The 25121-nt window shown below is 67.4% G+C and carries 24 protein-coding genes; 14 read left to right on the top strand and 10 right to left on the bottom strand.

Going from position 1 to position 25121, the window contains the following annotated elements; translation table 11 throughout:
• The first annotated feature begins 47 nt into the window (after positions 1–47).
• Positions 48–1334: a lipopolysaccharide biosynthesis protein gene (locus tag E0E05_RS02610; protein WP_244597890.1), complete on the top strand. Its 1287-nt coding sequence runs from the start codon at positions 48–50 to the stop codon at positions 1332–1334.
• A 2-nt stretch (positions 1335–1336) separates the two neighbouring features.
• Here E0E05_RS02610 and E0E05_RS02605 read toward each other — a convergent pair whose 3' ends face one another.
• Genes E0E05_RS02605 through E0E05_RS02595 form a run of 3 tightly spaced genes read right to left on the bottom strand, consistent with a single transcriptional unit; the run spans position 1337 to position 4257 of the window.
• A complete protein-coding gene (locus E0E05_RS02605; RefSeq protein ID WP_131615297.1) occupies positions 1337–2224 on the bottom strand; it encodes a DUF6492 family protein in 888 nt (295 codons plus the stop codon).
• A complete protein-coding gene (locus E0E05_RS02600; protein ID WP_131615296.1) occupies positions 2221–3015 on the bottom strand; it encodes a WecB/TagA/CpsF family glycosyltransferase in 795 nt (264 codons plus the stop codon). Before E0E05_RS02600 ends, E0E05_RS02605 begins: the two co-directional genes overlap by 4 nt.
• Before the next feature lie 33 nt (positions 3016–3048).
• Positions 3049–4257 carry a glycosyltransferase gene (locus E0E05_RS02595; RefSeq protein ID WP_131615295.1) on the bottom strand — a complete coding sequence of 403 codons (1209 nt, stop codon included), beginning with the start codon at positions 4255–4257 and terminating at the stop codon, positions 3049–3051.
• A 151-nt stretch (positions 4258–4408) separates the two neighbouring features.
• Between E0E05_RS02595 and E0E05_RS02590 the strand changes: the two genes are divergently transcribed.
• From E0E05_RS02590 to E0E05_RS02545, 10 genes are all read left to right on the top strand, one after another.
• Positions 4409–5401: a glycosyltransferase family 2 protein gene (locus E0E05_RS02590; protein ID WP_131615294.1), complete on the top strand. Its 993-nt coding sequence runs from the start codon at positions 4409–4411 to the stop codon at positions 5399–5401.
• Complete coding sequence (locus E0E05_RS02585) at positions 5373–6689, top strand: O-antigen ligase family protein (RefSeq protein WP_158629255.1); 1317 nt, start codon at positions 5373–5375, stop codon at positions 6687–6689. Before E0E05_RS02590 ends, E0E05_RS02585 begins: the two co-directional genes overlap by 29 nt.
• Before the next feature lie 133 nt (positions 6690–6822).
• Positions 6823–7596, top strand: coding sequence for a pyrroline-5-carboxylate reductase (gene proC / locus E0E05_RS02580; protein WP_244597888.1), 774 nt, complete (start codon positions 6823–6825; stop codon positions 7594–7596).
• On the top strand, positions 7593–8243 hold the full coding sequence (locus tag E0E05_RS02575) for a glutathione S-transferase family protein (protein WP_131615291.1): 651 nt from the start codon (positions 7593–7595) through the stop codon (positions 8241–8243). Before proC ends, E0E05_RS02575 begins: the two co-directional genes overlap by 4 nt.
• Before the next feature lie 83 nt (positions 8244–8326).
• Positions 8327–9139, top strand: a complete 813-nt coding sequence (locus E0E05_RS02570; RefSeq protein ID WP_131615290.1) for an ABC transporter ATP-binding protein — start codon at positions 8327–8329, stop codon at positions 9137–9139.
• A complete protein-coding gene (locus E0E05_RS02565) occupies positions 9139–9840 on the top strand; it encodes an ABC transporter ATP-binding protein (protein ID WP_131615289.1) in 702 nt (233 codons plus the stop codon). The genes E0E05_RS02570 and E0E05_RS02565 overlap by 1 nt, the downstream gene beginning before the upstream one ends.
• A 5-nt stretch (positions 9841–9845) precedes the next feature.
• The gene (locus E0E05_RS02560; RefSeq protein ID WP_131615288.1) at positions 9846–10874 is read left to right on the top strand and encodes a branched-chain amino acid ABC transporter permease; all 1029 of its coding nucleotides are present in this window, start codon (positions 9846–9848) and stop codon (positions 10872–10874) included.
• Positions 10871–12319 (top strand): branched-chain amino acid ABC transporter permease, encoded by a 1449-nt coding sequence (locus E0E05_RS02555; protein ID WP_244597886.1) that lies wholly within the window; start codon positions 10871–10873, stop codon positions 12317–12319. Before E0E05_RS02560 ends, E0E05_RS02555 begins: the two co-directional genes overlap by 4 nt.
• A 168-nt stretch (positions 12320–12487) precedes the next feature.
• Positions 12488–13300: an SH3 domain-containing protein gene (locus E0E05_RS02550; protein WP_158629254.1), complete on the top strand. Its 813-nt coding sequence runs from the start codon at positions 12488–12490 to the stop codon at positions 13298–13300.
• 129 nt (positions 13301–13429) lie between these two features.
• Positions 13430–14374: a DMT family transporter gene (locus E0E05_RS02545; RefSeq protein WP_131615286.1), complete on the top strand. Its 945-nt coding sequence runs from the start codon at positions 13430–13432 to the stop codon at positions 14372–14374.
• A 4-nt stretch (positions 14375–14378) separates the two neighbouring features.
• On the opposite strand, the gene E0E05_RS02540 is transcribed toward E0E05_RS02545, so the two are convergent.
• From E0E05_RS02540 to E0E05_RS02515, 6 genes are all read right to left on the bottom strand, one after another.
• Complete coding sequence (locus tag E0E05_RS02540) at positions 14379–15119, bottom strand: glutamine amidotransferase (protein ID WP_131615285.1); 741 nt, start codon at positions 15117–15119, stop codon at positions 14379–14381.
• A 76-nt stretch (positions 15120–15195) separates the two neighbouring features.
• Positions 15196–16380: an ABC transporter substrate-binding protein gene (locus E0E05_RS02535; protein WP_131615284.1), complete on the bottom strand. Its 1185-nt coding sequence runs from the start codon at positions 16378–16380 to the stop codon at positions 15196–15198.
• A 147-nt stretch (positions 16381–16527) separates the two neighbouring features.
• Positions 16528–17268 (bottom strand): proteasome-type protease, encoded by a 741-nt coding sequence (locus tag E0E05_RS02530; protein ID WP_131615283.1) that lies wholly within the window; start codon positions 17266–17268, stop codon positions 16528–16530.
• 31 nt (positions 17269–17299) lie between these two features.
• A complete protein-coding gene (locus E0E05_RS02525; protein WP_131615282.1) occupies positions 17300–18103 on the bottom strand; it encodes a transglutaminase family protein in 804 nt (267 codons plus the stop codon).
• Between the two features lie 3 nt (positions 18104–18106).
• Positions 18107–19048 (bottom strand): alpha-E domain-containing protein, encoded by a 942-nt coding sequence (locus E0E05_RS02520; RefSeq protein ID WP_131615281.1) that lies wholly within the window; start codon positions 19046–19048, stop codon positions 18107–18109.
• 33 nt (positions 19049–19081) lie between these two features.
• Positions 19082–20518, bottom strand: coding sequence for a circularly permuted type 2 ATP-grasp protein (locus E0E05_RS02515; RefSeq protein ID WP_131615280.1), 1437 nt, complete (start codon positions 20516–20518; stop codon positions 19082–19084).
• Between the two features lie 322 nt (positions 20519–20840).
• On the opposite strand from E0E05_RS02515, the gene E0E05_RS17615 reads away from it, so the two are divergent.
• The 3 genes from E0E05_RS17615 to E0E05_RS02500 all read left to right on the top strand — a co-directional run bounded on the left by E0E05_RS17615 (position 20841) and on the right by E0E05_RS02500 (position 23939).
• Complete coding sequence (locus tag E0E05_RS17615) at positions 20841–21263, top strand: universal stress protein (protein WP_131615279.1); 423 nt, start codon at positions 20841–20843, stop codon at positions 21261–21263.
• Between the two features lie 49 nt (positions 21264–21312).
• The gene (locus E0E05_RS02505; protein ID WP_131615278.1) at positions 21313–22950 is read left to right on the top strand and encodes a BCCT family transporter; all 1638 of its coding nucleotides are present in this window, start codon (positions 21313–21315) and stop codon (positions 22948–22950) included.
• Positions 22951–23222: 272 nt separating this feature from the next.
• Entirely contained in the window at positions 23223–23939 is a 717-nt protein-coding gene (locus E0E05_RS02500) for a DUF4760 domain-containing protein (protein ID WP_131615277.1), read from the top strand.
• Here E0E05_RS02500 and E0E05_RS02495 read toward each other — a convergent pair whose 3' ends face one another.
• Complete coding sequence (locus E0E05_RS02495; protein WP_131615276.1) at positions 23940–25067, bottom strand: beta-ketoacyl-ACP synthase III; 1128 nt, start codon at positions 25065–25067, stop codon at positions 23940–23942.
• Positions 25068–25121: the final 54 nt, after the last annotated feature.

Genomic DNA, 25121 nt, shown 5'->3' with positions numbered 1-25121 from the left:
GCGCGCCGGAAAACGCGATCTTAAGCGTTGCAAGGCATGATCGGCGCGTGAAACAGGCCAGTCTGAACAGCGCGCCGACCCTGGCGCACCGGAGCCCGGAAACCGCCGCGCAGCTTGCGGGCAAATATGCGCGCGCCTTTTCGGGCGACGGCGCCCGCGTGTTCATCCAGCTCCTTTATTTCTACCTCGTCGCCAACACGCTGACGATCGCCGAATTCGGCCTGTTCGCGACCGCCTCGTCGGTCGGCATCGTGCTGTCGCGCCTGTCCGGCTTCGGTTTCCTGTCGCCACTCTACCGGATCGCAACGGTCAAGCCGCACCTGATCGGCGCCTATACGGGCGGCTACATCGCCGCCGTCGCCGCGTCGCTGCCGCTCGTCGCGCTGATCGGCTGGGCGGTCCACGCGGCGCTGTTCGCGGACGCGATGACGCTTGTGGCGTTCGCGCTGATCGTCGCCACCGAGGTCCTGTTCTGGCGGACGCTCGAGGTGGTGATCAACGTCAACAAGGGGCTTGAGCGGTTCGGGCGGGCCTCGCTGATCATCGTGTTCGGCTTTTCGGTCAAGGCGCTGGCGGCGCTGGCCCTGGCGCTGTCGCCGGCGCCAGACCTGGCCGGCTGGGCGCAGATCTACTTCGTCTCGCAGGGCGCGATGGCGCTCGTCGCCGTGGCCCTGTTCTATCCGCGGCTGCGGCTGCGCCTGCCGCTGCGCCTGTTCGGCCGGCGCATTCGCGACGCGCTGTCGGTCAGCGGCGCCGAGATCCTGTTCTACCTGCAGAACGAACTCGACAAGCTGATCGTGCTCTCGCTCGCCGGCCCGACGGCGGCCGGCCTCTATGCGATCGTCATGCGCCTCGTCGACCTCACGGCGATGCCCGTGCGCACCTTCTCGATGATGCTCGCCCAGCGCCTGATGCGGCGGCCGCAGATGCTCGACAGCGTGCGCATGCGCGCCGGCTTCGAGGCCGGCATCTTCGTGCTCTCGACGCTCGGCCTGGCCGCGATGGCGGTCGTCTTCTCGTTCAAGCCGGACATCCTTGGCGACAATGTCGCCCAGGCCGCGCCATTGCTGATCGCAGTGCTGTTCGTGCCCGCCCTGCGCAACCTGATCGAATACCAGTCCGAACTGCTCTACGGCCGCGGCCAGACCGTGACGCGCCTTGTCCTTTACGCCGTGATCGGGTCGCTCAAGGCCGGCCTGATGGCCGTGCTGCTGACGCGCGGGCTGGAACCGTCGGTCTGGTTCGTCTGGGTCAATGCGGTCTTCGCGCTGCTCTATGCGGTCTCGTTCGCGGTGACCTATCGGGCGATGGCCCGGCCGGCGCTGCGCGTCTAGCCTCAGGCGGCCCTGGCGCGCCTTCCGAGCACGGCGGCGCGGAACCGTTCGGGCTCCATGTCGACGAATGCCTGCACCCCGATGCCGACCTGATAGGGCTCGAGGCCGGCGATCATCGCGTCGAGTTCGGCGTCGGTCGGGGCCGGATCGAACCAGCGCACCGCGCCATAGGGACGGTCGGCGACGACATGGCCGGCGCCGCCCAGGATGCAGTCCACATAGGCGCCGTAGATCATGCATTCGGAGAACTTGCGCGAACGGCCGAGCACCGAGACCCAGTGCCGGCCGTGCAGGCGCTCGATATGGTCGCACATGTCCAGCACGGTGCGGCGGCGCCAGGTGACGAACTGGCTGACATAGTCATGGTCGTTGCGGTCGGCCTCGGCGATGCCGAGCGTGCGGCCGGCGTGCTCCACCCAGCGCATGTGATCGGCGACGGGTGTTTCGCGCGCGCCGTGCTCGCGCCGGAAAAGGCGCACGCGGTCGCCGACCCACATGTCCGACAGGTCGTAGTCGCGCACGAAGGCGGTATCGGAATCGCAGAACAGCAGGCCGTCATCGTCGAGCAGGGCGGCGACCGCGATGCGCTTGATCTGCTGGACGTGCCATCCGTGCAGCGGCAGCGTGAACGGGCTGACCCAGACGCGACGCCCCCCCGGCGACAGCGCGGTCGGCATGCGGCGGAGCCAGGCCGGCAGCAGCTCGGTCTCGGTGATGACCCGTCGACCGGGCCCCTCCAGCCGGCGGAACAGGGGCGCGTCGACCGTGTCGACGAGCAGATAGTGGCACGAATGGCCGGTCACGTGCCGGTCGATCGTCTCGCACAGGATCGCGCAGCGCTCGAAGTCGGGCGCGTAGGAGGCGGTGACGATCGCGTTCTTCGGCGTCATGCGCGGTCCTCGTCCCACGGCCGGTGTCCGGCCTTCTGGCGGACGATCCGGGCCAGGAAGAGCGGGTTGCCGAGCAGGTAGCGTCGCCACAGCCGGCGTGGCTCGAGCAGCAGCCGGTAGACCCATTCCATGCGGACGCGGCGGACCCAGTCGGGCGCGCGCGGCACCGAGCCCGCAACGAAGTCGAACAGGGCGCCGACGCCAAGCGCCAGCGTGCAATGGTTCGGCGCGATGTTCCGGACGATCCACTTCTCCTGCGCCGGCACGCCGAGCGCGACCAGCAGGATGTCGGGCCGCCATTCGGCGAGCGCATCGAGCATGCGGCCCTGCTCTTGGGCGTCGATGTAGCCGTGCGCCAGCGCGCGGTATTCGTGCCGGTCGTCGATCGCGGCGAAGGCGGCGGCCGCCCGTTCGGCGGTGCCCGGTGTCGCCCCGAAGAGCGCGACGCGAAGCGGACCGGATGCGCCGGCCAGCAGCGCCGGCACAAAATCGGTGCCGTTCAGATTGGCGCGGAAATGCCGCCCGTAGAGCATCAGGGCCGCCAGATCGACGCCGATGCCGTCCGACAGGACGACGAAACGCGACAGCGTCCGCCGGAACTCGGCGTCGGTGGCGGCGATGTTGGCACTGTGGGCGTTGAGAAAGGCGACGCGCCGGTGCACGCCCCGGGCGATCTCGCCGTGCAGCCGCTCGATCGCCTCGCCGCGCGTGATGTCGCAGACGTCGACACCGAGAATGTCGCGCTTGTCGGCGCCGGCGCAGCCCGTATCGGTAGCAGCGATGTCTGTCATTGTCATATGGTCCTGACGCTGCTTCGTTTTGCCCTAATCGGGCCGCTCGGAAAACTCACGATTGTCATCGCGGTTAACCGCTGCACCGATGCCGGCGAGCGCGTCGGCGATCGCGGCATCCATCCGCGCCATCTGGCCGGCACGGAACGCGTCGCCATCGGCATCGGCGAGCGCTCCCGTCCGATGCGCCACGACATGGTCGGCAAGTGCTCTCGCGAACGCGGCGGGCTCGTCGACGACGCGCGCGTTGGCCGGAATGTCGGCGATCCCGCGCACCGAGGAAGGCGTGGCGACGGCGGGAAGGCCCGCCTCGAAGGTCTCGATCGTCTTGAGCTGGACGCCGGTGCCGGCGCGCGCGGTCAGCGCGACCACGCGGCACTGGCGCAGGAACTGGGCGGCGTCGATCACCCGCCCCAGGAACCGCACGCGCTTGTCGCGCCGCGGAAAGCCGGCCGGAAGCTGGCCCGCGATCGCGACCGTGACGGTTTCGGGCAGCTGCGGCAGGACCGACTGCAGGAACCATTCCAGCCCGATCCGGTTGGGCGCCCACGTCCACGTGCCGATCATGCCGATATCGAAGGCCGGCACCCTGGGTCCGGGCGTCCCGGCGGATCGCGGCATCACCAGCGGCAGCACGCGCGCGCGGTCGCCGCCCGCAAGGCCGAGTTCGGCGCGATCCTCCTCGGTCAGCGTGAAGGTCTGCGCGGCGCCGCGCACCAGACGCGTCTCCAGAGACCGCAGAAGCCTTGCCTCGCGCGCATACATGGCGCGCCCGAACGGCCCCGTCGCGTGCCTGGCCGCCTCGGCGGCGGTGGCGTGCTCGACATTGTGCGCGACATAGAGGTAGGGCCGGCCGGTGAGCACCCGCTCGAACGCGCCGCCCATGCCGGTGCCGTTGATAATGACGGCGTCGACCGGCCCGGCCTCGTCGAGCGCGCGTTCGACGCGCCGGTCGTCGACGATGCGCAGCTTGGCGGCCGCGAACGGCAGGCCGGCGCGCACCGCCGCAAAGAGCCATGCGAGCTTGCGGCCGGTCGACGCGGTGTCGGTGCGCGGGTCGATGGCGCCAAGGCTGATCGTTTCGTCCGGTTCGGTCAGCGTCGAACCGGGCCATTGAAAGCCCAGATGGCTCACCCGCGCGCCCGCCCTGCGCAGTCCGTCCACGATCGCCGCGTTGGCGATCTCGAAGCCGCTGGCGGGCGGCCCGGACGGGACCAGGGAGGACGCGAAGACAAGATGCATGAATGAAAACCGTTCACGGACCGCCGGATCGATAGCGGCAGACCGGTTAAGGTCCGTTTAACCTTTTGTGCCGGATTGAGATGGAGATGGTGAACCGTTCCTTAACGGCTTTGTGGTCGGCTGCCGAGGACACCCCACCGGGCCCCCTCATATGAAACATGGACTGGCCGATCAGATCTCGCTCGTCGCGCAGACGCCCGGTCTCGATCCCGATGCGGTCGAAATCGTCGTCACCGTTCCGACCTTCCGCCGGCCCGAGCACCTGCTGCGCACGCTCGACAGCCTGGCCGCGCAGCAAACCGCGCGCCGCATCGCCGTCATCGTCATCGAGAACGAGGCCGACGAGCGCGCGGGCGCGGCCGCCTGCGGGCCGAAATTCGCCGAGGGTCGCTATTCGGGACTGGTGATCGTCGCCCACCGGCGCGGCAACTGTCATGCCTACAATGCCGGCTGGTTCACGGCGCTTACGCGGTTCGCCAATCTGCGCTATCTGGCCGTGATCGACGATGACGAGATCGCCCCGGCCGACTGGATCGAGACGATGGTGGCGACGTCGCAGGCCCATGAGTGCGCGCTGGTCGGCGGGCCGCAATGGCCGGTCTTCGAGGGTCGCCCCCGCCCCGGCTGGACCCGGCATCCGGTGTTCGTGCCGCACTACCGGGCGACCGGGCCGGTGCCGGCGCTCTTTTCATCGGGAAACCTCCTGATCCGGCGCGACGTGCTGGAGACGATGGACCAGCCCTTTCTGGACCCGGTCTTCAACTTCACCGGCGGTGGCGACGCGGACTTTTTGTCGCGCGCGCGCAGCAAAGGCTTCGCGCAGGCCTGGTGCGCCGAGGCGGGCGTGCACGAGACGGTTCCGGAAAACCGCGTCAGTCGCGACTGGATCCGGAAGCGGTCGCTGCGCAACGGCCAGCTCTCGGCGCTGATCGAGCACCGCCGCCGGGCCGGCCAGCGTTTCGGGCGCCTCGTGACCATCGCGCGCACGCTGGCGCTGCTGGCGGCTTCGCCGCTGCGTGCGGCCGCCGGTCTGGCGCGTGGCGGGGTGGTCCTCAACGCGCTCTACCCGGTCCATGTGGCGGCCGGGCGCCTTCTTTCCGAATTCGGCTATGCCAATGAGCAATACCGCAACCCTGCCGACTGAGCGGCGCGCGGCCGGCTTCGCGATCACGCCGGAGGCGCTGCGGCTCCTGGTGGCGATGGCCGTTCTCGCCCTGATGTGGATTTCGCTGCGCCCGTTCGGCGCGGGCGGCGTGTCGGAGGGCGGCGAGACCGATTTCGCCCGCGAGGGGATGCTGATCAGCCAGATCGGCTATTCGGCGATGGCGGCGGTCGTGCTTGCGACCGTGATGACGCTGGTCGACCGCCGGCTGATCGCACGGTTCGTGTCGGTCGGCTGGCTCGCCATGTTCGCGATTGTCGGTCTGTCCGCCTTCACCGGAGAGGCCGACGGGGTCTGGCGGTCGGTCGCCTTCTCGCTGATCGTCACCGCGCTGGCGGGCGCCGTGACGCTGCTTCCGGCGACCGCGCGCGATTTCGAGACGGCGCTGAAGACCGTTTCGCTCGTGCTGCTGGCGCTCTGCTATGGCGGGCTGGTCGTCGATCCGGTCTCGTCCATCCACCAGGCCTTCGACCTCGAGGCGCAGCATGCCGGGCTCTGGCGCGGCGTCTTCTTTCACAAGAACATCGCCGGGCCGGTGATGATCATGATCGGCTTCGGCGGCATCTTCCTGATGCGGCGGCGCCATTTCGCGGCGGGCACGCTGATCGCCGCGCTGGCCTTCCTGTTCGCCTTCAACGCCGGCTCGAAGACCGCGCTGGCGCTGGCCCCGCTCGTCGTCGCGATCGTTCTCGTGCCGGCGCTCTTCGGCCTGCGCCTTGTGGCCGCGATCGGCGCGGTCGTCGCGATCGCCGGCGCCCACGCGCTGACCGTCGGCACGGTGTTCGTGCCGGCCTTCGACGCGGTCTTGCGCACCTTCTCGGAGACGACGACCTTCACCGGCCGCACCGCGATCTGGGACTTCGCCGGCGACTATGTGCTCGCCCGGCCGTGGACCGGGTTCGGTTTCGACGGTTTCTGGGGCACGCCGCTGCTGCTCGCCACCGAGCAGCCCTTCGACCGCGCCTGGGACCCGCGCGGCATCGTGCACGGGCACAACGGCTTCTTCGACATCGTGCTGTTCTTCGGCCTGCCGGGCCTGTTCATGCTGATCTGGCTGACCGTGTTCGCCCCGGCGATCGACTATGTCCGGGCCGGCCGGCAGACCGGCAACGGGCCGCTCGCCGACTTCTTCTTCATGGTGATCGTCTTCGCCGTGCTGACGGCGGCGCTCGAAAGCTTCTTCTTCCGCCGCGCCGATCCGATCTGGCTGACGATGATCATGGCACTGGCCGGCCTGAGGCTGTGCGCGCGGATGCCGCTGCGGTCCTGACCGGCGGGCCGGCAGCCTTGCGTTCGCCCCGCGCCCGGTGCAGTTTCCCGCCGGAGCGATGATCACGGGGACAGGTTTGATTTCTCAGCCGACAAGCGTTGTGCTGGCCGGATGCGGCAATATGGGGTTCGCCATGCTGCGCGGATGGCTGGCGACCGGCACGCTCAAGCCGCAGGACGTCCATGTCGTCGAGCCGCTCGACGCGCTGCTGCTGCGGGCCGACGGCCAGGGCGTGAACACCTATTCGACGGCCGCCGCCCTGCCCGGCGATCTGATGCCCGACATCGTCATCTTCGCGGTCAAGCCGCAGGTGATCGGCGACGTGATCGGCGACTATCTGCGCTTTTCGCAGCCCGGCCGCGGGACGACCTTCGTCTCGGTCGCCGCCGGCGTTCCGATCGCCCGTTTCGAGCGGGAACTGGCGCCGGGCGCGCCGGTGATCCGGGTCATGCCGAACACGCCCGCGGCGGTCGGCGAAGGCGCCATGGTGATGTGCGCCAACGCCCATGTCACCGACCGCCAGCGCAAGACGGTCGAGCGGCTGATGGCGGCGAGCGGCGAGGTCACCGAAATCGGGGACGAGGCGCTGATGGACGCGGTCACCGCCGTGTCCGGCTCGGGGCCGGCCTACGTGTTCCACCTGATCGAGGCGCTGACCGAGGCGGGCAAGGCGGTCGGCCTGCCCGACGACATCGCCGGCCGGCTGGCGCTGCAGACCGTGCACGGCGCGGCGCGCTATGCCCACCAGAGCGGCGAGGACCCGGGCACGCTGCGCGAGCAGGTGACGAGCCCGAACGGCACGACCGCGGCGGCGCTCGGCGTGCTGATGCGGCCGGACGGGCTTGCAGCCCTTCTCGAAGAGGCGGTCCGGGCGGCGCGCGACCGCGCCATCGAGCTTGGCCGATGAGCTACCTCGTTCACGGTTCGCCGATCTCGCGGATGACGCGGGTCACCTGGATGCTCGAGGAGATCGGCGCGCCCTATGAGCTCGTCCATGCCCGCCTGGGCAGCCGCGACCTTGTCGGCCTTTCGCCGTCCAACAAGGGCCCGGTGCTTGTGGACGACGGTTTCGTTCTGACCGACAGCGCGGCGATCTGCCTTTATCTCGCCGACAAGCATGCCGAGGCCGGTTTCGGTCCGCGCGATGCGCGCGAACGGGCGCTGATGGAAAGCTGGATGCTGTTCGCGCTGTCCGAGTTCGAGGCGGTGATGTGGACCAAGATCAAGCACCGCATTCTGCTGCCCGAAGAGATGCGGCTCGATGTCGGACCCTGGCTTTCGCGGGAATTCGAACGCGAACTCAAGACCTTGCACCGGCGCCTGGGCGACAACGAATACGCGATGGGCGACCGGTTCACCTGCGTCGACGTGGTTCTTGGCCATTGCGGACGCTGGGCGATGTATGCCCGGTTCCCGATCGACAGCGAACGCGTCGCCGCCTATTTCGAGCGCGTCCTGGCCCGCCCCGCCTATGGCCGGGCGGTCGCCGCCGAGGAAGCGCTGGCCGCGCGCGGCGGCGCCGATCGCACCGCACCGCCGGCCGAACCCGCTTGACGCACCAGAACAGCCATTGCACAAGCGCGCCAATTGTCGGCACATTGTAGCAATTGTATCTCAGGGGCCGGGCGTATCACGGCATGATCACAGTTGAATCCGTCTACAAGCAGTTCGGCGGCGTGCACGCCGTCGAGAACGCGTCGCTGCGGATCGCCAAGGGTTCGATCACCGGCCTGATCGGACCGAACGGCGCCGGCAAGACGACCCTGTTCAACATCATCGCCGGCAACCTCAAGCCGACCAGCGGCCGCATCCTGCTCGACGGCGACGACGTGACCGGCCTTGCCCCGCACGAGCTGTTCGAAAAGGGCCTTCTGCGCACCTTCCAGATCGCGCACGAATTCTCGACGCTGACGGTTCTGGAGAACCTGATGATGGTGCCGGGCGAGCAGGCCGGCGAGAACCTGATGAACGCATGGTTCTCCTGGGGCGAGGTGCGCCAGCAGGAAAAGGCGATCCGCGACCGGGCGATGGAGGTGATCGAGTTCCTCAACCTGACCCATCTGACCCAGGAACTGGCCGGCAACCTGTCGGGCGGGCAGAAGAAGCTGGTCGAACTGGGCCGCACCATGATGGTCGACGCCAAGGTCGTGCTGCTCGACGAGGTCGGCGCCGGCGTCAACCGGACGCTGCTCAACGAGATCGGCGACGCGATCATCCGCCTCAACCGCGAGCGCGGCTACACGTTCTGCATGATCGAGCATGACATGGACTTCATCGGCCGGCTCTGCGATCCGGTGATCGTGATGGCCGAGGGCACCGTGCTGGCCGAGGGCTCGGCCGACGAGGTGCGCAACAACGAGCAGGTCATCGAGGCCTATCTTGGACGCGGGCTCAAGAACGCGCCGCGCAAGCCGCGCCTTGTCGCCGCCGAAGCCGGAGACGAGGCCTGATGTTCCTGGTCGGCGAGAACATGACCGGCGGCTATGGCGGCGCCGACATCATCAAGGACTGTACGATCGGCGTCGACAAGGGCGAGATCGCGGTGATCGTCGGCCCGAACGGCGCCGGCAAGTCGACCGCCATGAAGGCGATGCTGGGCATGCTCGCCATCCGCAAGGGCGCGGTGAAGCTCGACGGCAAGGACATCACGGCGCTGACGCCGCAGGCGCGCGTCGGCGAGGGCATCGCCTTCGTGCCGCAGACCAGCAATGTCTTCACCGGCATGAGCGTGCAGGAAAACCTCGAAATGGGCGCCTATCTGCGCCGCGACGACATCCGCCCCACCATGGAGCAGGTGTTCGAACTGTTCCCGATCCTGAAGGAAAAGCGCCGCCAGAACGCGGGCGAGTTGTCGGGCGGCCAGCGCCAGCAGGTCGCCGTCGGCCGGGCGCTGATGACGCGACCGTCCGTGCTGATGCTCGACGAGCCCACCGCCGGCGTCTCGCCGATCGTCATGGGCGAACTGTTCGACCGGATCATCGAGGTGCGCGACACCGGCCTTGCGGTGCTGATGGTCGAGCAGAACGCGCGCCAGGCGCTGGAGATCGCCGACCGGGGCTACGTGCTGGTCGGCGGGGTCAACTGGCGCGAGGGCACGGGCGAGGAACTGCTCGCCAATGCCGAAGTGCGCAAATCGTTTCTGGGAGGCTGACCACGATGTTTCCGGAAACGGTCGACATCCTCAACGCGCTGGTGCTGATGACGAACTTCGTGTTCGTGCCGGCGCTCGCCTATGGCAGCCAGCTCGCGCTCGGCGCGCTCGGCGTCACTCTCGTCTTCGGCATCTTGCGGTTCGCCAACTTCTCCCATGGCGACCTGATGGCGTTCGGCACGACCATGGTGATCCTTGGCACCTGGGCGCTGCAGGCCAATGGAATCAACGCCGGCCCGCTGCCGACCGCGCTGATCGCCTTCGTGCCGGCGATCATCGTGACCGCGATCGCCGCCATCGTCATCGACCGCACGGTGTTCACCTTCTACCGCAAGCGGCGCTCGGCGCCGGTCGTGCTCGTGATCGCCTCGGTCGGCGTGATGTTCATGCTGTCGGCGATCGTGCGCTTCATCATGGGCACCGACGACCGGCGCTTTACCGACGGCGAGCGCTTCCTGATCAGCGCGCGCGACTTCCGCGAGATGACAGGCCTCGACGAGGGGCTGGCGATCCAGACCACGCAGGCGCTGACCGTCGTCGTCGCGATCGTCACGGTGACGATCCTGTTCATCTTCCTGCGTCGGTCGCGCACCGGCAAGGCGATGCGCGCCTATTCGGACAATGAGGATCTGGCGCTCCTGTCGGGCATCAACCCGGACCGCGTCGTGCTGATCACCTGGATCATCGCCGCCACGCTGGCGACGATCGCCGGGGCGCTCTACGGGCTCGACAAGGGGTTCAGGCCGTTCACCTATCTGCAGCTGCTGCTGCCGATCTTTGCGGCGGCGATCGTCGGCGGCATCGGCCAGCCGATCGGCGCGGTGGTGGGCGGCTACATCGTCGCCTTCTCCGAGGTCATGCTGACCTATGCCTACAAGCGGTTCCTGGGCCATCTCCTGCCCGAGAACCTGGCGCCGGACGGGCTCGTCCAGCTTCTGGGCACCGACTACAAGTTCGCCGTCTCCTTCATCATCCTGGTGGTCGTGCTGCTGATCCGGCCGACCGGCATCTTCCGGGGAGCCGTGATCAAATGACCGACGCGACCATCGACCGCGCACCGCCGACCCAGGCCGAAGAGACCGAGACACCGGTCCACGCCATCGTCGAACGGCGCACCTCGCCATGGCGGGCGCCGATCGCGTTCGCCTTCATGGGCGCGGCGCTGATCGCGACGGGCATGTTCCAGTCGCCGGCCGTGGCGCTGACGATCCTGAACATGAGCCTGGTCTCGGCGCTGATGGCGATGGGGCTGAACCTGCAATGGGGTTATGCGGGCCTGTTCAACGCCGGCGTGATGGGGTTTGCCGCGCTCGGCGGGGTCTCCGTCGTCATCGTTTCGCACCCGCCGGTGATGGAGGCGTGGTCGGTCGGCGGGCGCGGGCTCGGTCTTTCGCTGCTGATCGTGCTGGCGATCGTGGCGACGATCGTCTTCCTGCGTTCGGCGACGCGCGGACGCCTGCGCTCGTTCCTGATCTTTGCGACCGTGGTCGCCGGCTATTTCGCGCTGCGGCCCGTCTTCGGCGGCGCGGTCGGCGCGATCGAGTCGGTCGATCCGGCGCGCACGGGCTTCATCGGCGGGCTGGGCCTGCCGGTGGTCTTCTCGTGGCTGGCCGGCGGCGTCGTCGCCGCCGCCGTCGCCTGGATCATCGGCAAGGTCGCGCTCGGCCTGCGCACCGACTACCTCGCCATCGCCACGCTCGGCATCTCCGAGATCGTCGTGTTCGTGCTGAAGAACGAGGACTGGCTGGCGCGCGGGGTCAAGAACGTCACCGGCCTGCCGCGTCCGGTCCCCTACGAGATCGAGCTGCAGCAGGAGGCCTGGTTCGCCGATCTGGTCGAGCGCGTCTATGCCGGCCCGCTCGCGGCGATCTCCGATCCCGCCGCGCGCGAGAGCGCCAAGAGCCAGTTCATCACCGAGTTCTCCGGCTATTTCGTCGACATCGCCTATGCCGGCCTGTTCACGATCGTGCTTCTGATCATCCTTGCGCTGTGCGTGCGGGCGCTCAATTCGCCCTGGGGCCGGATGATGCGCGCCATCCGCGACAATGAGGAAGCGGCGGCCGCGATGGGCAAGGACGTCACGCGCCGGCATCTTCAGACGTTCATCCTGGGCTCGGCGATCATCGGCATCGCCGGCGCGATGATGACCACGCTCGACGGCCAGTTCACCCCCGGCACCTACAATCCGCTGCGCTTCACCTTCCTGATCTGGGTGATGGTGATCGTCGGCGGCTCGGGCAACAATCTGGGCGCCGTGCTCGGCGGGTTCCTGATCTGGTTCACCTGGGTGCAGGCCGAGCCGGCGGGAAGCTTCATCGTCGCGCAGATCACCGCGAACATGGATCCGACCACCGATCTCTACCAGCATCTTCAGGACATCGCCGCCCCGTTCCGGCTGTTCGTGATGGGCTTCGTGCTGCTGGTCTTCCTGCGCTTTTCGCCCAAGGGCATCCTGCCCGAAAAGGTCCGCCACAGCTGACCGGCGCGAGCCCGCCTCACCGACCTCGCGTCCTCACTGCAGCAAAGTGATGGCGCTGCCCGCGCTTTGACAAATTTGCCCTGCACAAGCCCCGGCCAGGAGAGGGGCGAACGCTGATGCAGGGAGTTTGAACACATGCGTCAAGACCACGCTTCTCGGGGCATCATGATGACGGAGCCGCGCGACCGACCGGTCGGCCGGGGCACGGCGCGTCTCGCCACGTTCACGGCGGTGGCACTCGCCGCCGGCTCGCTGATCGGCGCAGCCGCCATGCTGACCGCCGGCGACGGAGAGCCGAAACTGGCGACGGCTCCGGCCGAACAGACCGAGCAGGCCGCACCGGCGACGTCGGTTGCGGCGACCGAACCCGACACCGTCGAAACACAGGCGGCCGAACCGGCGCGGACGGCGGCCGCCGACCCGACGCCCGAAGAGCCGGCTTCGTCTCCGACCGAGCCGTCTGCGGCGACCGAGACCGCCGCGACGACGGATGCCGCGACCGACACGGCGCCGGCGACCCGCACCCTGACGGACACGCAGTCGCTCGCCGCGCGGTTCGGCGAACCGGCCCCACAGGCCGATGCGCCCGCGCAGCCGGACGAAGCCCTCGCCCGCGCGGCGGCGGACCAGCCCGCCGAACCCGCCGGCACGGAGCCCGGCGGCGAGATCGAGGTCGCCGAGACCGAGGCCGAGGCGCTGGCGATCGAGGAACGGCTGTCGGCGGCCGGCGCGGCCTATTTCGAACTGCCGCCGCAGGCGGATGATCCGTTCGAGGCGGCGATTTCCGACGATGTGCCGCTGCCGCGGGCCTTTGCCAACGCATGGGTGAACATGCGGGCCGGCCCGGACAACGACGCCGAGATCCTGACCGTCGTTCCCGGCGGCGCCGAAATCGGTGCCGAGGCCGACTGCGAGGGCTGGTGCGCTGTCGTCTACGAGGGCCAGCGCGGCTACATCTACCAGAGCTTCATCCGCCGCTAGAGCGGCGTGACGACGGCGCGTTTCCGATTGTCCCGGTGACAAGAAAGTCCTGTCACCGGGACAAGTTCGTCGTTGCTCCGGCCCGTCCGCGCGGCCGATCATGACGCCTCGAAAGAACCGGAGCGTCCGATGGCCGCCGCCGATCCGCGAACGGGTGTGGGGCTCGCCCTCGCCTGCCTCGTCATCTTGGGCGTGATGCCCGTCATCGCCGACAGCCGACCGGCGGGCACAAGCGCGCTCGGCTTCGCGTTCTTCCTGTCGGTGTGGCAACTGGTCTTCTCGCTGCCGCTGCTGCTGTACGAACTCGGTTCGGCCAACCGCGGCATCTTCGGGGCGAACCTGTCGCCCCGCCTGAGGCGGCGCATGGCGGCGACGGTCATCACGACCAGCCTGATGTTCGGCCTTTCCACCTATTGCTACGTGCTCGCCGTCGAAAAGGCCGGCGCGGTGAGCGCGGCGATCGCCATCGTCTCCTACCCGCTGTTCGCCATCGCCTGGGAGACGCTGTTCCTGGGCCGGCGCAAGAACGCGGTCGAACTGGCCTTCACCGCCGTGCTGCTCGGCGCGCTCGTCTATCTCGGCACCGGCGGCACGTGGCGGATCGAGGGCCTTTCACTGTGGTTCCTGTTCGCGCTGAGCGTGCCGCTCCTGTGGAGCGTCGCGCACGTGATCATCAAGGAGGAACTCGGCGCCACGCCGATCACCCCCGCGCAGGTGACCTTCTTCCGCGTGGCGATCTCGGCCCTGGCGCTCGGCCTCGTGCTCGTTTTCGCAGAAGGCGCGGGGTCGGTGGCCGCCGGCTTCGGCGATCTCCGCTTCCAGGCGCACGCGCTGGCGATGGGGCTCGCCTACTATCTCGAACTGGTTCTGTGGTTCTACGCGGTCAGATCGATCGACGTGTCGCTCGCAAGTTCGATCACGGTGCCTTGGCCGGCGCTGACGATGGTGCTTGCCGTCACGTTGCTGGGCGAGCCCGTCGCCGGCTACCAGATCGCGACCTTCTCGCTCGTCGCCGCCAGCATCTACGGGCTGATCTACGCCGATGCGGCCAAGCGCCGGCGGGCGGCGGCATGACCCCTCACCGGCCGCGATAGGCCTGAACGAAGCCGCGCAGGATGCGCTCGGGCATGTCGACCGACTGCGCGTGACAATCGGCGATCAGCCGGTCCGCGTCGGCGGGGTTGAAATAGCCGTGATCGCGGTAGATGCGGATGCGCTGCTCGAACACCGCCGCGTCGGCCTCGGGATGGAACTGGGTGGCGTAGACGTTGCGGCCGTAGCGGATCATCTGGAACGGGCACGGGTCCGAGGCGAGAAGATGCACGCATCCTTCCGGCAGTTCCTGCACCGCCTCCTTGTGGCCGACGAAGGCGTCGAACCGGTCGGGCAATGCGGCGAGCAACGGATCGTGGCGGCCCTCGGTGGTGCGCTCGCAAGCGACCGCGCCGATCGGTTCGCCATAGCGCTGCTTGCCGACCTCGGCACCCAGGTGCCTCGCCAGAATGCCGATGCCGTAGCAGCAGCCCATGAACGGGATGTCGCGGCCGGTGATCTGCGGCATCAGGGCGAAGATCGCCTCCTCGATGCGGCGGTCAGTCGGCGACTTCTTTTCGGGCGGATCGGAGACGCAGCCGGGCCCGCCGCCGACGATCACGCCCGAATAGCTGTCCAGATCGAGGTCGGCCGGCACCGGTTCGCTGTCGAGCCGGATGCGGTGCGTGTGGCCGGCCTCGAGCCCGCCCTTTTGCAGGAACGCCTCATATTCGCCGTCCGAGGCATCGGTCTCGGGCCGAAGCTGCAGGATCAGGAAGGGTTTCATGATGCTCGACAAATAGAACCCCGGCGCGGTGGCCGCGCCGGGGTCCGGATCGAAGCGAAGTCAGGCAAGCGTGCGCTTACTTGACTTCCATCGTGTTCCATTCGCCGTCGGCGATCTCGAGCACGCGGTAGGTACCGGCCGCTTCGCCGACCTCGGTGAACTCGACATTGGTCGCGCCGACATAGTCGATGTCTTCGCCGTTGGCGATCATCTCGAGCGCCTTGCCGAGTTCGCCCGGGCCGATTTCCTCGCCGGGCGCGTTGGCGAGATCCATGATGTTGCCCGCGATGGCGCCGCGGTCGGCCGCGCCGGCCTTCTGCATGGCCATGATCATCAGCGCCGCCGCATCGTAGCTTTCGCCGCGATAGGGACCGGAACCGTCGCCGACCTGTTCGGAGAACATCTGGTTGAACGTGTCGACGAAGTCGCCCTCGGCGCCCGGTGCGGTGCCGACCACGTTCACGTCGCCCAGACCGGGCAGATCGAGCAGCGAGTCGCCGATCATGCCGTCACCGAGATAGAAAGTGTCGAATGCGCCGGTGTCGATGGCGCCTTCCATGATGCCGCGACCGCCCTGGTCGACATAGCCCAGCACGGCGAGCGCATCGCCGCCGGCCGAGGCCAGCGCGCCCACTTCGGCCGAATAGTCGCCACGGCCGTCTTCATGCGCGGCGCTGATCGTCACTTCGCCACCCATGCCTTCGAAGGCGGACTGGAAGGAGTCTGCCAGACCCTTGCCGTAGTCGTTGTTGGTGTAGGTGATGGCGATCGAGTTGACACCGGCATCCATCACGACTTCGGCGAGCACCTCGCCCTGGCGGGCGTCGGACGGTGCGGTGCGGAAGAACAGGCCGTTGTCCTCGATGTCGGTGAGCGCCGGCGAGGTTGCCGACGGCGAGATCATCACGACACCGTTGGGGATGGCGACGTTGTTGGCGACCGCGGTGGTCACGCCCGAACAGTCGGCGCCCATGATCGAGACGACATTGTCGGAGGTGATCAGGCGCTCGGCGGCGGCCGAGGCGGCGGCGGCGTCCACACAGGTGGAGTCGGCACGCACCGGCTCGATGGTCATGCCGTCGAGGAAGTTGCCGGATTCGTTGACTTCGGCGATGGCCATCTCGGCGCCGGCCGCCATGTCGGGCGTCAGCGATTCGATCGGGCCGGTGAAGCCCAGAATGATGCCCATCTTCACGTCTTCGGCCTGCGCGGCTGCCGTCAGGGCCAGAAAGCTGGCTGCGGCGAGAAGCGTCTTTTTCATATTGAACTAACTCCCTTTTTGAACGCGTCGGCCCGGCGCCGCACATCGACGCGGCCGCCCCGGGCGTCCGTGGCCGGAGTTAATCGCAACGATGCGCGCAAGACAAGGAAAAGCGTTGCCAAATGGTGAACGGCGAGGCTGACTACTCTAGCGGCCGTCCAAGGTGAAGTTCGGCAGCGAATGGAAGGCGTTGCGCAGCGCCTCGCTCCAGCCTTCGGAGATCTCGGCGAAGTAGCGGTCGTTGTTCTCGATCCGGCCCCAGGGGCCCAGCTCGAACGTGTCGCGCTCGTAGATCTGGTAGTCGAGCGGCAGGCCGACCGACAGGTTGGCCTTGATGGTCGAATCGAACGACACCAGCAGCAGCTTGATGGCGTCCTCAAAGCCCATGTCGGGATTGTAGGCGCGCACCAGGATCGGCCGGCCATACTTGGTCTCGCCGACCTGGAAGAACGGCGTGTCGGCGCTCGCCTCGACGAAATTGCCTTCCGGGTAGACCAGGAACAGGCGCGGCTCGGACCCCTTGATCTGGCCGCCGACGATGATGTTGGCGCTGAAGGCGGCATCGGCCGCCTGCCCGCTCGGCGAGGAACCCTGCACCACCTCGCGCAGCGTCTCGCCGACCATGCGCGCGACCTGGAACATGGATGGCGCCTCGAGGATCGTCGGATGGCGTTCGCCGGGCGCCTTGGAGCGCTCGTCGAGCAGGCTGACGACGGCCTGCGTGGTCGCCAGATTGCCGGCGGTCATCAGGACGATCGCCCGTTCGCCGCGCTGCTGCCAGGTGAACATCTTCTTGAACACGGATATGTTGTCGACGCCGGCATTGGTGCGCGTGTCGGACATGAAGACCAGCCCCCTGTTGAGGCTCAAGCCGACGCAATAGGTCATGGACGGGTCCCCGAATCGCTTTGTGTTGTGATTATTGCTGCACTTGCAACGTGACCGCCATATCCTCGGTTCCGGCGCCGACCAGAAGACCGGAAATGGGCGCGGCCTCGCGATAGTCGAGGCCCGTGGCGACGCGCACATAGCGTTCATCCGGCGAAATGGAGTTGGAGACGTCGAAACCGACCCAGCCAAGGCCTTCGATATGGGCCTCGGCCCAGGCGTGGGTGGCGTCCTGCTCGACCCGGTCGTTCATCATCAGATAGCCCGACACGTAGCGCGCCGGATAGCCAAGCACGCGGGCCATGGTGATGAAGATGTGCGCATGGTCCTGGCAGACGCCGTGGCCGGCCTCGACCGCCTCCTCGGCGGTGGTGCCCGAATCGGTGTTGCCGGGATCGTAACGCACGGCCTGCTCGATCGTGCTCATCAGCGCGTGCAGGTTCTGCACATCGTCGCTCTCGCCGGCCCGCGCCAGCTCCCGCGCCAGCCGGCGCAGGGCCGGTCCGGGCCGGGTCAGCGGCGTCGCGCGCCGGAAATACCACAGCGGCGCGAAGCCGCCATGCGGGCCGACGATGCCTGTGCCGTTGGTCGATTCCACCACGCCGTGCGAAGCGATGACGATCTCGGTGGCGCCCGGATCGAAGGTGACCAGTTCGACATGGTTGTTGTGCTGGTCGTCATAGGCGAGCTGCTTCTGGCCGCCGGTGACCTCGGTCTCCCATTCAAGCACGCTCTGGCCGGCGCGCGACTTGGGCGTCAGCCGCACCTGCTGAAGGGCATGGCTGGCCGGCCGGTCGTAGCGGTAGCGGGTGGTGTGCGAGATCGTCAGGCGCATGGTTCACTCATGGAAGCGGTAGTCCCTTTCGATCTGCGCGCCGAGCGCCTGGTTGTCGGCGATGAAGCCGGCAAGGAATTCGTGCAGCCCGTCGTCGAAGATCTCGTCGATCGCCCGGTTGTCGAACCGGTGGTAGCAGGCATCGGCCATGGTATGCGATTGCGGCCGGTGGCCGTAATCGGCTTCCAGATAGCCCAGATTGCCGCTGACCTTGGCGCAGCAGAAGGCCAGGCTGCGCGGCACCCGCTGGTCGAGGATCAGGAAGTGGGCGATGGCGCGCGGCGTCGGCTCGCCCTTGGTGACCCAGCGAAAGGCCTGGTGCGCCGAGACCGAGCGCAGGATCGTCTCCCACTGGACGTTGTCGAGCGAGGAGCCGACGAGCGACAGGGACGGCAGCAGCACGTAGTATTTGACGTCGAGAATGCGCGCGGTGTTGTCGGCGCGTTCGAGAAAGGTGCCGAGCCGGGCGAAGTTGAAGATCTCGTTGCGCAGCATGGTGCCGTGCAGCGCGCCGCGCACCAGCGCGCTCTGCTGGCGGATCGCGGCGAGCACGGCCGGCAGGTCGCGGTCGCGGACGGGCCGGGACAGCGCGTCCGAAAGGGTCAGCCAGCACTCGTTCACCGCTTCCCAGACCTCGCGCGTCAGCGCGGTGCGCACAAGCCGGCCATTGTCGCGCGCACCGCTGATCACCGACAGCACGCTCGACGGGTTGGTCCGGTCGCGCAGCAGATAATCGATCACCGTGCTCGCCTCGAAGGTCTCGTGGCGGGCCAGATAGCCGTCGCGGACGCCGGCGGTGACGACCACCGATTCCCACTCCTTTTCGGCGGCGGTCGAGCGCGTCAGCGCCAGCCGGAACCCGGCATCGACGAGACGGGCCGTGTTCTCGGACCGCTCCAGATACCGGAACATCCAGAATATGCCGCCGGCGGTCTTGCCCAGCATCAGCGCGCGCTCCCGCAGTCGGCACCGGGGCGCCTACTCATCGAGCACCCACGTGTCCTTGGTGCCGCCGCCCTGGCTCGAATTGACAACGAGCGATCCCTTCTTCAGCGCGACCCGCGTGAGCCCGCCCGGCGTGATCTTGATCGCATCGGGCGAGACCAGAACGAACGGTCGCAGATCGACATGACGCGGCGCCAGTCCCGCCTTGGTCAGGATCGGCACCGTCGAAAGGGACAATGTCGGCTGGGCGATATAGTTGCCGGGCCGCGCCTCGAGCTTCTTGCGGAAGGCGGCGATCTCCTTCTTCGAGGCGGCCGGCCCGACCAGCATGCCGTAGCCGCCCGAACCGTGCACCTCCTTGACGACGAGTTCGTCGAGATGGTCGAGCACGTAGGCGAGCGCGTCCTTCTCCGAGCAGCGCCAGGTGGGCACGTTCTTCAGGATCGCCTTCTCGCCGGTGTAGAACTCGACGATCTCGGGCATGTAGGAATAGATCGCCTTGTCGTCGGCGATGCCGGTGCCGGGCGCGTTGGCAATCGTGATGTTGCCGGCGCGATAGACGTCGAGGATGCCCGGCACGCCCAGCATCGATTCGGGATTGAAGTTGAGCGGATCGAGGAAATCGTCGTCGACGCGCCGGTAGATGACGTCGATCGGCTGATAGCCGCGCGTGGTGCGCATCGCCACGCGGCCGTCGACGACGCGCAGATCGTGCCCCTCGACCAGTTCGGCGCCCATCTGGTCGGCCAGAAAGGCATGCTCGTAATAGGCCGAGTTGTGGATGCCCGGCGTCAGCACGGCGATCACCGGGGAACTGCCGGCGTCGTGGCCGGGCGGCGCGCAGGCCGACAGCGAACGGCGCAGATCGCGCGGATAGGTGCTCACGGGCTGCACCGCGAACATGGAGAACAGTTCGGGGAACATGTTCAGCATGGTCTCGCGGTTCTCCAGCATGTAGCTGACGCCCGAGGGCGTGCGCGCATTGTCCTCGAGGACGTAGAATTCGTCCTCTCCGGTGCGCACCAGATCCGTGCCGACGATGTGGGTGTAGACGTTGCCGGGCGGGGCGACGCCGATCATCTGCGGCAGGAACGCGTCGTTGCTGGCGATCAGATCGACCGGAACGCGACCGGCGCGCAGGATTTCCTGGCGGTGATAGATGTCGTGCAGGAACGCGTTGATCGCCTTGACGCGCTGTTCGATGCCGCGCGACAGGCGCGCCCATTCGCGCCCCGAGAGGATGCGCGGCACCACATCGAACGGGATCAGCCGCTCGGTCGCCTCCTCGTCGCCATAGACGTTGAAGGTGATGCCCATGCGGCGGAAGAAGGTCTCCGCCTCGGCCGCCTTGCGCTTGAGACGGGCCGGATCCTCGGCCTCGAACCAGCTGTCGTAGGCGAAATAGGGCGAGCGGACCCCGTCGCCCCGGCCGGTCATCTCGTCGAATGGCTGGAAACCGTTCGCTGCCATCCGGTCAGCTTAGGGCCTTGGAATTTCTATGCAAGTCGAAGCATTGCCCAATTTTTGGGCAGGCGCGCGGTTGCGCCGGTGCCGGCGACGCGCTAGCCCTTTGAGCATCCGCCCGGGGCGTCCTGTCGCATCGGGGCGGTTACGTGCGTCCCCGCGCTGTGCGCATCCGGAACGGGACGCCCCGAAAAGCGAGCCGGTTTGTCCCAATTGCGCCTCATCATTGCGCACCGGGGATGATTTTGCCTGTGACCGACGGTCACAATCGGCAACGTGTGTCCGCCGGAGCGGCGGCGCGCAGCACAAAACAAGACGGGAGGGCAAGTTGTACAAGAAAATCGCCGTGCCGGTGGATCTGGCACATACCGACAAGCTTGACAAAGCCATCAATGTCGCCGCCGACATGGCCAAGCTTTATGGCGCCGATGTGACATACATCAGCGTGACTGCCGCCACACCGGGTCCGGGCGGACACAATCCGCAGGAATACGAGCAGAAGCTGCAGCAGTTCGCCGACGAGCAGGGCAAGTCGCATGGCCAGCAGGTGACCGCGCATGTCGTCGTCAGCCACGATCCGGCGACCGACCTGGACAAGAGCCTGCTCGAGGCGGTCGAGGAGACCAATGCCGATCTGGTCGTCATGGCCTCGCACGAGCCGGGCTTCGTCGACCAATTCTGGCACATCTGGCCGTCGCATGGCGGCGCCATGGCCAAGCAGGCAAAGGCTTCGGTGTTCGTGGTGCGCTGACGCGCCCGCCCGAAGCGACATCAAGACAGACATCTGGGAGAAACGTGCCATGAGCGACGAGACACTCTCTACCGGTTTGCCGCAGCCCGAGGGGCCGGCGAACATCATCGACACCGACTACGAGGTCGGCCAGGACAATATCGAGACGAAGATCGGCCCGTTCGGGCTCGACATCCACAACCCGGTCTTCGTGATCTCCGGACTGACGGTCGTCGCCTTCGTCATCCTGACGCTGGCGTTCCAGGACCAGGTCGATCCGCTGTTCAACGGGCTGCGCAACTGGCTGACGGCCAAGCTCGACTGGTTCTTCCTGTCGGCGGCCAACGTGTTCGTCATCCTGTGCCTGGTGCTGATCGTCACGCCGCTGGGCAGGGTGCGCCTTGGCGGCCGCGACGCGACGCCGGACTATTCCTACATGGGCTGGTTCGCGATGCTGTTCGCAGCCGGCATGGGCATCGGCCTGATGTATTTCGGCGTCTCCGAGCCGATCTCGCACTTCACCTCCTCGCTGGGCGGCACCGCCGTCGAGGAAGGGGTCCGCACCGACTGGGCGCCGCTCGGCGCGGCGGCGGGCGACGAGACCGAGGCGGCGCGGCTCGGCATGGCCGCGACGATCTTCCACTGGGGCCTGCACCCCTGGGCGATCTACGCGATCGTCGCGCTGGCGCTGGCGCTGTTTTCCTACAACAAGGGCCTGCCGCTGACGATCCGCTCGGTGTTCTACCCGATCTTCGGCGACCGGGTCTGGGGCTGGACCGGCCACATCATCGACACGCTCGCCGTGTTCGCCACGCTGTTCGGGCTGGCGACATCGCTCGGCTTCGGCGCCTCGCAGGCGAGCGCGGGCCTCGAGTTCCTCTATGGCGTGCCCAACACCGACGGCTTCCAGGTGTTCCTGATCCTGGGCATCACGGCGGTGGCGCTGGTCTCGGTCGTCGCGGGCCTCGATGCCGGCGTCAAGCGGCTGTCCGAGATCAACATGATGCTGGCGCTGCTCTTGCTGCTGTTCGTGCTGGCGGTGGGGCCGACGGTCGCCATCCTGACCGGCTTCTTCGCCAATCTGGGCGCCTACATCACCGATCTGCCGGCGCTGTCGAACCCGATCGGCCGCGAGGACGACAATTTCCGGCAGGGCTGGACGGCCTTCTACTGGGCCTGGTGGATCTCCTGGTCGCCGTTCGTGGGCATGTTCATCGCCCGCGTCTCGCGCGGCCGGTCGGTGCGCGAGTTCATCGTCTGCGTGCTCTTGATCCCGTCGGCGGTCTGCGTGCTGTGGATGACGGCCTTCGGCGGCACCGCCATCCACCAGATCGTCAATGACGGTTTCCAGGGCGTCGCCGAGGCCGGGCAGGACTTCAAGCTGTTCGTCATGCTCTCGCAGTTCCCGCTGGCCTCGATCACCTCGTTCGTGGCGATCGTGCTGGTGATCGTCTTCTTCGTGACCTCGTCGGACTCGGGTTCCTTGGTGATCGACACGATCACCGCCGGCGGCAAGGTCGACGCGCCCCTGCCCCAGCGGGTGTTCTGGTGCACGTTCGAGGGGCTGGTGGCGATCGCGCTGCTGCTCGGCGGGGGCCTTGGCGCGCTTCAGGCGATGGCGGTCTCGACGGGCTTTCCGTTCACCATCGTGCTGCTCCTTGCGTGCTTTGCCATCGTCAAGGGGCTGATGGACGAGCCCAGGGACTGAGGCCGCCCGGAGCCTTCCGGACCAGTGACGTGGCCCCGCGAAGGGCCACGTCACCTTGAAATCGTCACGTAGGGTGAGCACGTATAGGGTGGTTATGTCTTGACGGATGAGCCCGTCGTTGATCGCCGGGCCGCCAAATGGTAAAATGCCAGCGTCAAGAGCAAAGGAGTTGTCCCATGCATGCTGAAGGTTTCGGCAACGGGGTCCTCCGCGAGGGCTTCGGCAACGGTGTAGCCAAAGAGGGCTTCGGCAACGGCTGAGGCCCTTTTTTCATGCCGAACCATCCCGGCCTACTCTCGACGATAACCTCCGTTTTTCTGGTCGGGCTTGCGATCATCACCATGGTCGTCTCGACGCTTTGGCGGGAGGTCGATGACTGGGCCACCTTCTTCGGCACCATAGCGCCGGGCATCCTGCCGGCCGTTGCGGCATCGTTCGGCGTCATCGTTGCCGTCTGTACCCTGATCTACAATGCCAACGCCGCCGAAGACCAGCAGCGCCGCCAGCACACAATCAACACGCTGCTGCAGTCACGCCTTTCCGCCGAATTCCGTTTGCACAAGGAGCGCCGCGAGGCCTTCTTTCCCGAGTACCAGGACGTCTTCTACAAGGACTGGATCGCCCGAAGGTACGGCGCTTCACAGACGCGCAACGGTGCGAATTCTGTTCGGCCGCACGAATCGGCGCGGTCGCTGATCGAGCTGCTGAACTTCTACGAGTTCATCGCGCTGGGCGTCCGCAAAGGCGACCTCGATGAACAGATGCTGCAACGGAGCGTTCGCGGTATCATGTGCAATCTGGTCGACGATTGCCGCCATTTGATCGGCGGTATCCGCGTCCGCTCACCGCTTGCCTACGACAATCTGTGCTGGCTCTACCTCCGCTGGCGGCGACGGGACGCGGTCGACATCCACGGTAATCCGAACGAACGGCCCATTCCCACCCGGCCCGGAGACAAGGACGAATGGCCCGATCCGCCCGGCGCCTGATCACCCCATCTTCCTGACGATCACACTCCCCACCGAATAGCCCGCGCCGAAGGAGCAGATCACGCCCAGTTCGCCGGGCTTGAGATCGTCGCTGTATTGCGAAAAGGCGATGATCGAGCCGGCCGACGAGGTGTTGGCGTACTCCTGCAGGATGTTGGGCTGTTCGTGCCGCTCGGGCGTGCGGCCCAGCACCTTGGCGCCGATCAGATCGTTCATGCCCTTGTTGGCCTGGTGCAGCCACAGGCGCGCGACCTGATCGGGCGCGATGGCGTTGTCGGCCAGATGCCGGGTGATCAGGTCTGCCACCATCGGCACGACCTGCTTGAACACCTTGCGCCCTTCTTGTCTGAAGAGCATGTCGCGCCGGTCTTCCATGTGGCCGGGGCGGGTGCGCCGCAGAAATCCGTTGTCGTTGCGGATGTTGTTGGAGAACACCGTCTTGCAGCGGGTCGAGACGATCTCGAAGCGGCCGGGCGCCTCCGTCGCGTCGGCGCGTTCGAGCACGGCGGCGGTGCACACATCGCCGAAGATGAAGTGGCAGTCGCGGTCGCGCCACTCCAGATGCGCCGAGCAGATCTCCGGATTGACGATCAGGATCGCGCGGGCCGAGCCGCCCGCGATCATGTCGTGGGCGGCCTGAATGCCGAAGGTCGCCGACGAGCAGGCGACGTTCATGTCGAAGGCAAAGCCGTCGATGCCGAGCGCCTGCTGGATCTCGATGGCGATCGCCGGATAGGCGCGCTCGTGGTTCGAGGCCGCGCAGATCACCGCGTCGATGTCGGCGGGCGTGCGGCCGGCCTGGGCGAGTGCCTTGCCCGCCGCGTCGAGCGCCATCTCGGCCATCACGCCCAGTTCGTCCTCGGAGCGCTCGGGCAGCACCGGATGCATGATCCCGGGGTCGAGCACGCCGGACTTGTTCAGCACGTGCCGGTTCTCGATGCCCGACGCCTTGACGATGAACTCGGCCGATGAATGGGCGACGGGCTCCCGCTCGCCCGCCGCGATCGCCTCGGCATGGGCCGCGTTCTGCCGGTCGGCCCAGGCGTTGAACGCTTCGACCAGCTCGTCATTGGTGATGACCAGTTCGGGGGTGAACACCCCGGTTCCGGTGATGGCGACGGATGTCATGGCCGATCCTTCACTGTCCTGGTTTCGGGCCGGCGCGCCGCCCCGTCCGGCCCG

The organism is Roseitalea porphyridii (assembly GCF_004331955.1).
In the GTDB taxonomy this organism is placed as follows: domain Bacteria; phylum Pseudomonadota; class Alphaproteobacteria; order Rhizobiales; family Rhizobiaceae; genus Roseitalea; species Roseitalea porphyridii.
The sequence above is the reverse complement of the archived record's forward strand: the minus strand, read 5'-3'. Positions and strand labels throughout refer to the sequence as shown.

Bases quoted from the DNA above. Each gene is read 5' to 3' on its own strand.
- E0E05_RS02530 (WP_131615283.1), bottom strand. From the start codon at position 17,268: ATGACCTATTGCGTCGGCTTGAGCCTCAACAGGGGGCTGGTCTTCATG.
- E0E05_RS02525 (WP_131615282.1), bottom strand. From the start codon at position 18,103: ATGCGCCTGACGATCTCGCACACCACCCGCTACCGCTACGACCGGCCG.
- E0E05_RS02515 (WP_131615280.1), bottom strand. From the start codon at position 20,518: ATGGCAGCGAACGGTTTCCAGCCATTCGACGAGATGACCGGCCGGGGC.
- E0E05_RS02550 (WP_158629254.1), top strand. From the start codon at position 12,488: ATGACGGAGCCGCGCGACCGACCGGTCGGCCGGGGCACGGCGCGTCTC.
- E0E05_RS02545 (WP_131615286.1), top strand. From the start codon at position 13,430: ATGGCCGCCGCCGATCCGCGAACGGGTGTGGGGCTCGCCCTCGCCTGC.
- proC (WP_244597888.1), top strand. From the start codon at position 6,823: ATGCTGCGCGGATGGCTGGCGACCGGCACGCTCAAGCCGCAGGACGTC.
- E0E05_RS02570 (WP_131615290.1), top strand. From the start codon at position 8,327: ATGATCACAGTTGAATCCGTCTACAAGCAGTTCGGCGGCGTGCACGCC.
- E0E05_RS02605 (WP_131615297.1), bottom strand. From the start codon at position 2,224: ATGACGCCGAAGAACGCGATCGTCACCGCCTCCTACGCGCCCGACTTC.
- E0E05_RS02540 (WP_131615285.1), bottom strand. From the start codon at position 15,119: ATGAAACCCTTCCTGATCCTGCAGCTTCGGCCCGAGACCGATGCCTCG.
- E0E05_RS02505 (WP_131615278.1), top strand. From the start codon at position 21,313: ATGAGCGACGAGACACTCTCTACCGGTTTGCCGCAGCCCGAGGGGCCG.
- E0E05_RS02495 (WP_131615276.1), bottom strand. From the start codon at position 25,067: ATGACATCCGTCGCCATCACCGGAACCGGGGTGTTCACCCCCGAACTG.
- E0E05_RS02600 (WP_131615296.1), bottom strand. From the start codon at position 3,015: ATGACAGACATCGCTGCTACCGATACGGGCTGCGCCGGCGCCGACAAG.
- E0E05_RS02535 (WP_131615284.1), bottom strand. From the start codon at position 16,380: ATGAAAAAGACGCTTCTCGCCGCAGCCAGCTTTCTGGCCCTGACGGCA.
- E0E05_RS02520 (WP_131615281.1), bottom strand. From the start codon at position 19,048: ATGCTGGGCAAGACCGCCGGCGGCATATTCTGGATGTTCCGGTATCTG.
- E0E05_RS02560 (WP_131615288.1), top strand. From the start codon at position 9,846: ATGTTTCCGGAAACGGTCGACATCCTCAACGCGCTGGTGCTGATGACG.
- E0E05_RS02590 (WP_131615294.1), top strand. From the start codon at position 4,409: ATGAAACATGGACTGGCCGATCAGATCTCGCTCGTCGCGCAGACGCCC.
- E0E05_RS02500 (WP_131615277.1), top strand. From the start codon at position 23,223: ATGCCGAACCATCCCGGCCTACTCTCGACGATAACCTCCGTTTTTCTG.
- E0E05_RS02555 (WP_244597886.1), top strand. From the start codon at position 10,871: ATGACCGACGCGACCATCGACCGCGCACCGCCGACCCAGGCCGAAGAG.
- E0E05_RS02565 (WP_131615289.1), top strand. From the start codon at position 9,139: ATGTTCCTGGTCGGCGAGAACATGACCGGCGGCTATGGCGGCGCCGAC.
- E0E05_RS02575 (WP_131615291.1), top strand. From the start codon at position 7,593: ATGAGCTACCTCGTTCACGGTTCGCCGATCTCGCGGATGACGCGGGTC.
- E0E05_RS02595 (WP_131615295.1), bottom strand. From the start codon at position 4,257: ATGCATCTTGTCTTCGCGTCCTCCCTGGTCCCGTCCGGGCCGCCCGCC.
- E0E05_RS02585 (WP_158629255.1), top strand. From the start codon at position 5,373: ATGAGCAATACCGCAACCCTGCCGACTGAGCGGCGCGCGGCCGGCTTC.